Source organism: Devosia sp., from assembly GCF_034675085.1.
GTDB lineage: Bacteria > Pseudomonadota > Alphaproteobacteria > Rhizobiales > Devosiaceae > Devosia.
In genome coordinates this window covers 1-10,483 of the sequence record NZ_JAUCDN010000097.1, presented here as the reverse complement: position 1 = coordinate 10,483, position 10,483 = coordinate 1, and the positions used below count along the sequence as shown (strand labels likewise).

The window sequence follows — 10,483 nt, the reverse complement described above, 5'->3', positions numbered from 1 at the left end:
GTTGGGATAGACGCGGGCCAGAAGCGGCGTGGCGTCGGAGAGGTCACTCATATCGTCCCAGGTGACCTTGAGGCCTGCGGCGGCGGCGATGGCGATCAGATGCATGGTGTGGTTGGTGGAGCCGCCGGTGGCGTGCAGACCCACCAGGCCATTGACGATGGATTTTTCGTCGATGACGTGGCCCACAGGGGTGAAATCATTGCCCTGGGCGGTGAGCGACAGCGCGCGCACCGTGGCCTCGCGGGTCAGCGCGTCGCGCAGGGGCGTGCCGGGATTGATGAAGCTGGAGCCGGGCAGGTGCAGGCCCATGATCTCCATCAGCATCTGGTTGGAATTGGCGGTGCCGTAAAAGGTGCAGGTGCCGGCGGAGTGATAGGACTTGCTCTCGGCTTCGAGCAGTTCGGCGCGGCCGACCTTGCCCTCCATATAAAGCTGGCGGACCTTGCTCTTTTCGTCATTGGGCAGGCCGGTGGGCATGGGGCCGGCGGGCACGAAGACGGCGGGGATATGGCCGAAGGTGAGCGCGCCGATGAGCAGGCCGGGCACGATCTTGTCGCAGATGCCCAGATAGACGGCGGCGTCGAACATGTTGTGGCTCAGGGCAATGGCCGTCGACATGGCGATGACGTCGCGCGAGAACAGCGACAAATCCATGCCGGGCTGGCCCTGGGTCACGCCATCGCACATGGCGGGAACGCCGCCGGCGACCTGGGCGGTGGCGCCGATCTCGCGGGCGGCGGCTTTGATGAGGTCGGGATAGGAATGATAGGGCTGATGGGCGCTCAGCATGTCGTTATAGGAGGTGACGATGCCCAGATTGAGCGATTTGGTGCCGGCCAGCGCCGCCTTTTCAGCCGGATTGCAGGCGGCAAAGGCGTGAGCGAGATTGCCGCAGGAAAGCACGGTGCGGTGGACGCCGGCCTCGCGGGCGGCATCGAGCCGGTTGAGATAGTCGCGGCGCGTATCGCGGCTGCGGGCCGCAATACGATCGGTGACATCCTGTATGGCCTGACGGACAGACATGGTCGAGCTCCTAGCTTCATATGCGCGTTCTCGACGGCAGAGGCGGGGATCACCTTTGCCGGGAACGCTGCTGTCGGCGCCGCGCAGTGGCCAGAGCGGTCAATTGGGGATCGCTGAGGGGACTACGCCGTTTCACCGTTTCACTGAGAAAGTGAAACGGATCTACGTCTTTATTCGTCGCGTTTTCGAACCGGAAAAGTGGTGTCCACTTTTCCTGAAAACGCTCATGGGCACCAATACACAGTTACTGCGTGGCCGGAGCGCAGCACGGCGCGGATGGGCATGTCCGCAATCGGACCATCGCCCAAAGCCCTGTCGAGCACTTCGGCCTTTCCTCCCCTTCGATGTGAAGATAGAGCCCATCCGTGCGGAGGAGACGCGGAAGGGTAAAGGTGACGCGCGGCTCGCCCGCGCCGGGCGCGCGGATGGCCAGCACCGGGCCCTCCTCGCTCAAGGCAGCATCGAGCGTGTCGCCGCCGGGAAAGAAGCTGGCGGTGTGGCCATCATTGCCCATGCCCAGGATGACGGCGGCAAAGGGCTGGGGCAGATCGGCCAGAAGCGCATTGGTCCTGGCGATATGGGCGGCGTCGGGCTCGCTGCCGCCCGAATAAAGCGGCAGGAAGCGGGCGACAGCGGCCGGGCCCTGCAACATGCGCTCATTGACCAGCATGGCGTTGGAGCGGTCATTGGTGTCATCGACCCAGCGCTCGTCCACCAGCGTCACCACCACCTTTTCCCAGTCGATATCCCTGGTCTTGCCCAGCGCCTGGAAGAAGCGCCCCGGCGTCGAGCCGCCGCTGACGGCGATGGCCGCGGCGCCGCGCTCGGCAATGGCCTTGCGAATGCGGTCGGCAACCGACTCGGCCAGTTCCCTGGCCAGGGTGGGCTTGTCGGCAAAGCTGCGGCGCTCGATGGTCATGTGCGTCGTCCTCTTGGTACGGAGCCGAAACTCCGGTGTTCCAGTCGTCACCCTCCCCCTTGCGGGGAGGGATCAAGGGTGGGGGGCGTTTGGCCCCTATATCGGGGCTCCCGGCACCCCCTCCCAACTTGCCATTCGAGTGTAGCTCTCATGGCCTTCTTGTCTTGAAAGGCTCCACTGGAGCCTTTCACCGGCTTTGCCGGCGACTGCGAAGCCCGTCAAGGGGGAGGAGCAGGCTGGTGAAGCGGCGTCTCTGTGCCCTTCACCGCATCAAATATCGTCATCCTCATACCAGGTGCGGCCGTCGCGCTCGATCAGGGCGATGGAGCCGCTGGGGCCCCAGGTGCCGGCGACATAGGATTGGGGAGCTTCGCTGGAGCGGTCCCAGGCCTCGCGGATCGGATCGATCCAGGCCCAGGCGGCTTCAAGCTCGTCGCGGCGCATGAACAGGGTCTGGGAGCCCCGGACAACGTCCATCAAGAGGCGCTCATAGGCTTCCGGCGTGCGCTCGTTGAAGGTCTCGGCAAAGGAGAGGTTGAGCGGCACTTCGCGCAGGCGCATGCCGCCGGGGCCAGGATCCTTGATCATCATCATCAGCTTGACGCCCTCGTCGGGCTGGAGGCGGATGATGAGCTTGTTGGCCTTCGGCGCGCCTTCGGCGTGGTCGAAGATGGAATGGGGAATGGGCTTGAACTGGATGCAGATTTCCGAGACGCGGGCGGCCATGCGCTTGCCGGTGCGGAAATAGAAGGGCACGCCGGCCCAGCGCCAGTTCTCGATCTCGGCCTTGAGTGCGACAAAGGTCTCGGTGCGGCTGCCCTTCTTGTCGTCGGGCAATTCGTCCTGATAGCCGGCGACGGACGTAGCCTCGGAGGTGACGCCCTTATACTGGCCGCGCACGGTCTTGGAAGCGACATCGCCATTGGTGATGGGCCGCAGGGCGCGCAGCACCTTGAGCTTTTCGTCGCGCAGCGCGTTGGCATCGTCGCTGGCCGGCGGCTCCATGGCGACCAGGCACAGCAATTGCAGCATATGGTTCTGCACCATGTCGCGCAGGGCGCCGCTCTCGTCGTAATAGCCGCGCGTGCCGGCGCCGACGCTTTCGGCCACGGTCAGCTGCACATGGTCGATATGGGCCGAATTCCAGATCGGCTCGAACAGCGTATTGGCAAAGCGCAGCGCGAGCAGGTTCTGCACCGTCTCTTTGCCCAGATAATGGTCGATACGGTAGACTTGATCTTCCTTGAAGATCTTGGCGACGCCGTCATTGATCTCGATGGAGGAGGCCAGATCGTGGCCCAGCGGCTTTTCGATGACCACGCGGGCATCGCGCCGATAGAGCTTTTTGGCATGCAGATATTCGGCGATGGGCTCGAAGAGGTCCGGGGCGACGGCCAGATAGAAGGCGCGCACCACATCGGGATCGTTGCGCAGGGCCTTGCCGAGATCGCCGGCTTCCTCGGGCTTGGAGGCATCGACCGGCACATAGGAGAAAATGCCGATGAAGCGGTCGATGACCGCCTTGTCCTGCTCGGACTTTTCCACGAACTGGGTGACGGCGTCACGCGCGATCTTGCGGAATTCCTCATCGGAGAGCTTGGAGCGCGAGGCGCCGATGATGCGGCTCTCTTCGTCGAACTGGCCATCCTTGAAGCGGTGGTAGAGCGCGGGAATGAGCTTGCGCTTGGTCAGATCGCCGGTGGCGCCGAACACCACGTAATCGAAGGGCTGGACAGGAATGATGCGGCTGGACACGAGCGGAAGGTCCCTGGTTGAGACGAAAGATCAGGCGGAAAAATTCTGCCGGGCGAGGATGACCGCGCCATGCAAGGGTTCATAACGGGGCAAGGCGACAAAAGACCCATAGCGCTCTTGCAGGATGGGGAAAAGCGCCTCGCCGAAACCGCCGACAATGGCCATCACCCCGGCGCCATGGGTTTTGAACCAGCGCACATAGGTATCGATATAGCCCATCTGGATGTCGAGCATGCGGCGGGCCACCGGATCGCCCTTTTGAAGGTGATCGATGAAGAGCGGCATGAGCTTGCCGAATTCGGCGGGGGCGCGGCCGATCAAAGCCTCGTCGCAGCCCTCGGAGCCATCGCGGTTGACGATACGCAGGCCCATGGCGGTGACGAAGGACCAGGTCATGACCGCCTGATTGTCGCCGCCCAGCGCGGCGATGACGGCCTTGGTGAGCGGGGAGGCTTCGACCAGCCCATCCTCGGCCTCGACGGCATAGCGGGCCAGCTCGCGCCCGAGAATGGCTCCCGACATCTGGTCGCCGATCTGAAAGCCCCAGCCACCGGCCTGGTGGCGCTTGCCATCGACGATGGACATGGCGGCCGAGCCGGTGCCGACGATGATGACGCCGCCCTCCGCCCCGCCCAGCGCGCCGGCATGGGCAATGTCGATATCGTCATAGACCTTGACCCCGGCAAAGGGCCAGGGGCGGGCGGCGAAGGCGTCGCGGGCCGAATCCATGCGGCCCCCGGCCATGCCGAAGCAGGCATAGGTGTTGGCGGTCTCGGCGTAATCGAGCCCGGCGGCGGCGAAGACGTCGCGCGTGCCGTCGCTGATGGCCTTGTAGGCGGGCTCGCCGGCATCGATTTGCAGATTGGAGCGGCCATTCCTGACCTCGGCCAGCGTCACCAGGTTTTCGTCGGCCAGACGAACGCGGCAATTGGTGCCGCCACCATCAACGCCAAGGTAATATCTGGCCACGCCGGGCTACTCCATCGGTCCGAAGGGATTGCCAGCCTTTTCGCGCAAAAGCGGCAAGAGCTCCAGACCCTTGTTTTATCGCGCCTTGCCGGCGCAAAAGAGGTGAACCCGGCGCGGCGCTGAGTCCAGCACGCGGTTTCGCGCGGACCATAATGCGAAAGCCGATCATACGAAAGTAGAATAAGGCACAAAAATATGCCGGGCGGCAGCGCGCAGCCAGTGGCGCGCTGATGCGTTATGAAGGCGGCAGACAGGGGATGGGCAGGAGAAACGACGGCATGATGCGACATGTGCTGATTCTGGGCGGGGCGCGCTCTGGCAAGACGGCCTTCGCCGAAAGGCTGGCGCTGGGCAGCGGCGCCAGCCCGGCTTACCTGGCCACCGCCGAGGCGCTGGACGCGGAAATGCGCGAGCGCGTGGCCAGCCACCAGGCCGGACGCGCCGGGCGCTTCGCCACCATCGAGGAGCCGCTGGCGCTGTCGGGCGCGCTGCAAAGGGCTTCGCGCAGCCATGACGTGATCCTGGTCGATTGCCTGACGCTGTGGATCACCAATTTGCTGATGACCAATCGCGACGTGGCCGCGGCGGTAAGCGAACTGGGCGAGACGCTGAGCCGGATCGAGGCGGCGCGCATCATCCTGGTCAGCAACGAGGTGGGGCTGGGCATCGTGCCCGACAACGCCATGGCCCGCACCTTTCGCGACCTGGCCGGCTCGGCGCATCAGCGGCTGGCCGAGATCTGCGACGATGTATATTTCGTGGTCGCGGGGCTGCCCATGGTGCTCAAGGGCGCGGCGCCGGAGGCGTGAGGGGGGCAGCCACCGGCTTCCCTTCTCCCCTCGCGGGAGAAGGTGCCCCGAAGGGGCGGATGAGGGGGCTCTCACCGCAAGAATTGAAGCATAGGCACACGCAGCGGTCCCCTCACCCTGCTTTTCCTCTGGACGAGGAAAAGCTGTCCCTCTCCCGCAAGGGGAGAGGGAGGGTGCCGGTGGCTGGGCAACTTACTGCCCCGCCGCGAAGATCAGCAGCGCCAATCCCATGCTCAGCGCCAGCAGCATGTTGAGCACCATGCGGTAGAGCTGGAGGGCGCGCAGGATGTCGCTGGCGACGAGATCGGCCTTGCCGTCGCCGAAGGCGGGCAGGTCGACCAGTTCGCCATCATAGGAACGCGGGCCGCCGAGCCGGAAGCCGAGCGCGCCGGCAAAGGCGGATTCGGGCCAGCCGGCATTGGGCGAATCGTGCTTTTTCGCGTCGCGCCTTGCGGTTGCCCAGGCCAGGCCCGGGCTGGCATGGGGCACGAAGAAGCAGGCGGCGGTGACCAGCACCGCGCTCAGGCGCGCCGGGATGAGATTGACCCAATCGTCGAGCTTCGCCGCCGCCCAGCCGAAATCGCGGTAGCGGTCATTGAGATGCCCGATCATGGAATCGGCGGTGTTGATGGCCTTGTAGAGCGCGATGCCGGGCAGGCCGAAGACCACCAGCCAGAACCAGGGCGCGACGACGCCGTCGGAGGTGCTTTCGGCCAGGGTCTCGATGGCGGCGCGGGCGACGCCCGCCTCGTCCAGCGCCTGGGGATCGCGCCCGACGATATGGCTCACCGCCTCGCGCCCGGCTTCGAGCGAGGTTTGCAGGGCGGTGGCGACGGCCCTGACGGCGCGGCCCAGTTCTTTTTGCGCCAGGAAGGGCGTGGCGAGCAGGATTTCGAGCACCCAACCGAGGGGAATGGCGCGCAGCGTCTGCTGCACGATGAGGGCGGGCACGAAGGCGGCGAGCAAAAGCAGGGCCAGGGCGATGACGCCGCCCCGGCGGCGCGCGGGGGCGTCGCCTTGATTGAAGCGCTGCTCCAGGGCGGTTATGAGGCGGCCGAACCAGACCACCGGATGACCGATGCGCTCGAACAGGGACGGCGGATAGCCCCAATAGCGTTCGAGCAGCAGGGCGAGAGGCGCGATAAAAGCAAGCATCAGGCTATCTCTACGGGGTGGGAGAGCGCGAGCAGCGCATCGATATCGAGATGAGTTTCGAGATGGGCGGCGAGCCCGTCCAGGATGCGCTCGATGCCGGCCTCGTAAGCCAGATCGGGGCTGGCGGGGCCGCCCAGGAAAGCGCGGCGGAAGCCATCGGCGGAAAAAAGGCCGTGCAGGTAAGTGCCGGCGACGCGGCCATCGGCGCTGACGGCCCCCTCCCCCGCCTCCTCGACAAAGGTGAAGGGGCGGGCGGTGTCGGGGCCAATGGTGCGGCCCATATGGATGCGGTAGCCGCTGATGGGCTGGCCGGATGCGCCATGGCGGGCGGCTTCGACGCGCACCTGCTTGAGAGGGGTGAGCGTGGTTTCGACGTCGAGCAGGCCCAGGCCCGCGCTGGCGCCGGGGGGGCCTTCGAGCCCGTCGGGATCGGCTATGGTGCGGCCCAGCATCTGGTAGCCGCCGCAAATGCCCAGCACCCTGCCCCCGGCGCGGTGATGGGCGGCGATATCGACATGCCAGCCATTGGCGAAAATCACCGCCAGATCGGCGCGGGTCGCCTTGGAGCCGGGCAGGATGACCAGATCGGCATGGCGCGGCAGCGGCTGGCCGGGGGGCACGAGGATCAGCTCGATATCGGGCTCGGCGCGCAGCGGATCAAGATCGTCGAAATTGGCGATGCGCGGCAGGCGCGGCACGGCGATGGTAAAGCGGCCATTGCGAGGACGGCTCGAATAGGCGTCGAGCGCCAGGGCGTCCTCGGCGGGCAGGCCCCCGGCATCGGGGAAGAAGGGAATGGGGCCGAGGCAGGGCACGCCGGTATGGGTGGCGATGGCGGCGGCGCCGGCGGCGAAGAGGGCGGGATCGCCGCGGAATTTGTTGACCAGGGTGGCGCTTATGCGGGCGGCGTCCTCGGGGGCGATGACGGCGAAGGTGCCGACAAGGGAAGCGATGACGCCGCCGCGCTCGATATCGCCCACCAGCACCACCGGAATATTGGCAGCTTCGGCAAAGCCGAAATTGGCGAGGTCATTGGTGCGCAGATTGACCTCGGAGGCGCTGCCGGCGCCTTCGACCAGCACATAATCGGCGGTCTGGGCCAATTCGCGGAAGGCGGCGAGAACATCGGGGAGGAATTTTCCGCGCTCGGCCCAATAGGCGCGGGCGGCCATGGTGGCGCGGCGCTGGCCGCGCACCACCACCTGGGCGCCGGTTTCGGCCTCGGGCTTCAGGAGAATGGGGTTCATCGCCGTGACCGGGGCGCGGCGGGCGGCACGGGCCTGAAGCGCCTGGGCGCGGCCGATCTCGCCGCCATCATCGGCGACGGCGGCATTGTTGGACATGTTCTGCGGCTTGAAGGGGGCGACGGACAGGCCCCGATTGGACAGCGCCCGGCAGAGGCCGGCGACCAGCAGCGATTTGCCGACATCGGAGCCGGTGCCCATGAACATCAGCGATCTGGCTGGCATGGGATCCCCCTCATCCGCCCCTTCGGGGCACCTTCTCCCACAAGGGGAGAAGGGAAGAAAGAGGCCGCTTATGCCGCATCGACGACATGGGCGTAAGAGCCCATGACGCGGCCGATGACGGCGCCCATGGGCGGCTGGGCTTCGCCGGCGGCGTCGGTGGCGGCGAAAAGCGGGGTGAGACGCGTCTGCCGGGCCGAGGAATAGTGAAACTCATGGCCGTTGAGATGGCCCGGCCAGGGCAGGTCGCCGGACTGAATGAGGCGGCGATAGCCGAGGATGCGCCGGGGCCGGTCGATGCGGGTGGTGACGGGAAGCAGGCCGGCCATGGCATGGCCCCTGCCCTCCTTATCGACCAGGGTTTCGCCCAGCACCATGAAGCCGCCGCACTCGCCATAGAGGAGCGCGCCCCGGTCTCGCGCCGCGATGAGGCCGGATTTGAAGCGGGCGGCGGCGGCAAGACGGGGGCCGTGCAGTTCGGGATAGCCGCCGGGCAGGAATATGGCATCAGCGGAGGCTGACGGCGCCTCGTTCTGCAGCGGCGAGAAGAAGCTGAGTTCGGCGCCCTGGGCGCGCCAGTCATCGAGCAGATGGGGGTAGAGAAAGGCGAAGGCTTGGTCTTTTGCAATGGCCATGCGCTGGCCCAGAGGCGGCAGCGGGCGCGGCGGGGCGCAGGGCGGGGCCAGCGGCGTGGCCATCGACATGAGGCGCGGCAGATCGACATAGCTGGCCATGGCGTGGGCGGCGGCGGCGAGGAAAGTGTCGAAGGTCTCGATTTCACCGGGCAGGACCAGACCGAGATGGCGTTCGGGCAGGCTCAGCCCGGCCTCGCGCGGAATGGCGCCGAGCAGAGGCAGGCCGGTGGCGGCCAGCGCCTCGACCAGCATGCGCTCATGGCGCATGGAGGCGACGCGATTGAGGATGACCCCGCCCATATGCAGGCCGGGCCGCCAATGGGCGAAGCCCGAGACCAGCGCCGCCACGGACTGGCTCTGACGCTCGGCATCGACCACCAGCAGCACCGGCACGTCGAGCAATTGCGCCAGATCGGCGGTGGAACCGGTATTGTCGGTGGCGCCGTCGAAAAGGCCCATGACGCCTTCGACCAGCAGCAGCTCGGCACCGGTCGCCTGCACGGCAGCGAGATTTTTCAGCCGCGCCGGGGCCATGGACCAGGGGTCGAGATTGACGCAATCGCGCCCGGCGGCGCGGGCGAGGAAACTGGGGTCGATATAGTCGGGGCCCGTCTTGGCCGGGGCGACGACATGGCCGGCCTGGCGCAAAGCGGCGAGCAGGCCGAGGGTGACGGTGGTCTTGCCCGAGCCGGAGCGGGGCGCCGCAACGACGATACCCTTAGCCAAGGATGTGCCCCCTTGCCTGGTCGACATACCAGTCGAGCGTTTCGCCATAGGCGCCGATCGGGCCGAGCACGATTATGGCGGGGGTCGGCAGATCGGTGAGGGTGGGCGCTTCGGCCAGCGTGGCATGGCGCACCGATTGGCGGGGGGTGGCGGCGTTGGAGACGATAGTGAGGCGGTCATTGCCGCTGCGACCCGCCGCCAGCAGGTTTTGCGCGATTTCTCCCAGGTGACGCACGGCCATGAACAGCACGATGACCGGGGCGGCGCGGGCGACGGCGGGCCAGTCGATATCGGCGGGCACGGCGCCGGTTTCGTCATGGCCGGTGAGGAAAAGCACGGCGTGATTGGTATCGCGATGGGTGATGGGAATGCCGGCATAGGCCAGCCCCCCCAGGCCGGCGGAAATGCCGGGCACGATGCGGAAGGGAATGCCGGCGGCGGCAAGCGCCTCGGCTTCCTCCCCGCCCCGGCCGAACATGAAGGGGTCGCCGCCCTTGAGGCGCAGGACGCGGTGGCCGGCACGGGCCAGCTCGACCAATTGGCTGGTGATTTCGGCCTGCCTGGGCGAGGGCTGGCCGCCGCGCTTGCCAACAAAAACGCGGCGCGTTTCGACCGGGGCCAGGGCCAGCAGCGCGGGCGAGACCAACGCGTCATGGACGATGACATCGGCCTCGCCCAGCGCGTGATAGGCGAGCAGCGACGCCAGCCCCGGCCCGCCGGGACCGGCCCCAACCAGCCAGACCGTGCCTGGCAGCATGGGCGGGAAATCGGCATGATCGAGCACGGCAAAGTGGCTGGGGCGGGCCATCAGCAAGGGGCCTCCGGGGAAAGGGCGAGGGAACCGGAAGGCCGGAGAATGTAGCCCCACCCCCTCCCAGCCTCCCCCATCAAGGGGGAGGTGCCATCCGGTGGGCTGGGCAAGATGGTGCCAAAAGCACGGAGCCACACCTCCCCCTTGATGGGGGGAGTGTTCACTTCAGGCGCTTTCTGTCGGGCAGTTCCCACCCCCCCACCTGCGCGTCCCGC

The 10,483-nt window shown here is 66.8% G+C and carries 8 protein-coding genes and 1 pseudogene; 1 reads left to right on the top strand and 8 read right to left on the bottom strand.

Annotation, left to right across the window (positions count from 1 at the left end):
• The 4 genes and pseudogenes from VDP82_RS08135 to VDP82_RS08120 form a co-directional block, all read right to left on the bottom strand.
• The coding region (locus tag VDP82_RS08135) for a dihydroxy-acid dehydratase (RefSeq protein WP_323014348.1) at positions 1-1,023 on the bottom strand (1,023 nt) is incomplete at its 3' end.
• A 224-nt stretch (positions 1,024-1,247) separates the two neighbouring features.
• A pseudogene (pgl, locus tag VDP82_RS08130) lies at positions 1,248-1,942 on the bottom strand (6-phosphogluconolactonase).
• A gap of 270 nt (positions 1,943-2,212) precedes the next feature.
• The gene (gene zwf / locus VDP82_RS08125) at positions 2,213-3,697 is read right to left on the bottom strand and encodes a glucose-6-phosphate dehydrogenase (protein WP_323014347.1); all 1,485 of its coding nucleotides are present in this window, start codon (positions 3,695-3,697) and stop codon (positions 2,213-2,215) included.
• 30 nt (positions 3,698-3,727) lie between these two features.
• Positions 3,728-4,666 (bottom strand): BadF/BadG/BcrA/BcrD ATPase family protein, encoded by a 939-nt coding sequence (locus tag VDP82_RS08120; RefSeq protein WP_323014346.1) that lies wholly within the window; start codon positions 4,664-4,666, stop codon positions 3,728-3,730.
• Between the two features lie 278 nt (positions 4,667-4,944).
• On the opposite strand from VDP82_RS08120, the gene cobU reads away from it, so the two are divergent.
• Complete coding sequence (gene cobU, locus VDP82_RS08115) at positions 4,945-5,475, top strand: bifunctional adenosylcobinamide kinase/adenosylcobinamide-phosphate guanylyltransferase (RefSeq protein WP_323014345.1); 531 nt, start codon at positions 4,945-4,947, stop codon at positions 5,473-5,475.
• 192 nt (positions 5,476-5,667) lie between these two features.
• On the opposite strand, the gene cbiB is transcribed toward cobU, so the two are convergent.
• The 4 genes from cbiB to cobA form a co-directional block, all read right to left on the bottom strand.
• Positions 5,668-6,630 (bottom strand): adenosylcobinamide-phosphate synthase CbiB, encoded by a 963-nt coding sequence (cbiB, locus tag VDP82_RS08110; RefSeq protein ID WP_323014344.1) that lies wholly within the window; start codon positions 6,628-6,630, stop codon positions 5,668-5,670.
• Positions 6,630-8,099 carry a cobyric acid synthase gene (locus VDP82_RS08105; RefSeq protein WP_323014343.1) on the bottom strand — a complete coding sequence of 490 codons (1,470 nt, stop codon included), beginning with the start codon at positions 8,097-8,099 and terminating at the stop codon, positions 6,630-6,632. Before VDP82_RS08105 ends, cbiB begins: the two co-directional genes overlap by 1 nt.
• Before the next feature lie 68 nt (positions 8,100-8,167).
• Entirely contained in the window at positions 8,168-9,484 is a 1,317-nt protein-coding gene (locus VDP82_RS08100; RefSeq protein WP_323014342.1) for a cobyrinate a,c-diamide synthase, read from the bottom strand.
• Positions 9,450-10,241 carry a uroporphyrinogen-III C-methyltransferase gene (gene cobA / locus VDP82_RS08095; RefSeq protein ID WP_416347091.1) on the bottom strand — a complete coding sequence of 264 codons (792 nt, stop codon included), beginning with the start codon at positions 10,239-10,241 and terminating at the stop codon, positions 9,450-9,452. The genes VDP82_RS08100 and cobA overlap by 35 nt, the downstream gene beginning before the upstream one ends.
• Between the last annotated feature and the right edge of the window lie 242 nt (positions 10,242-10,483).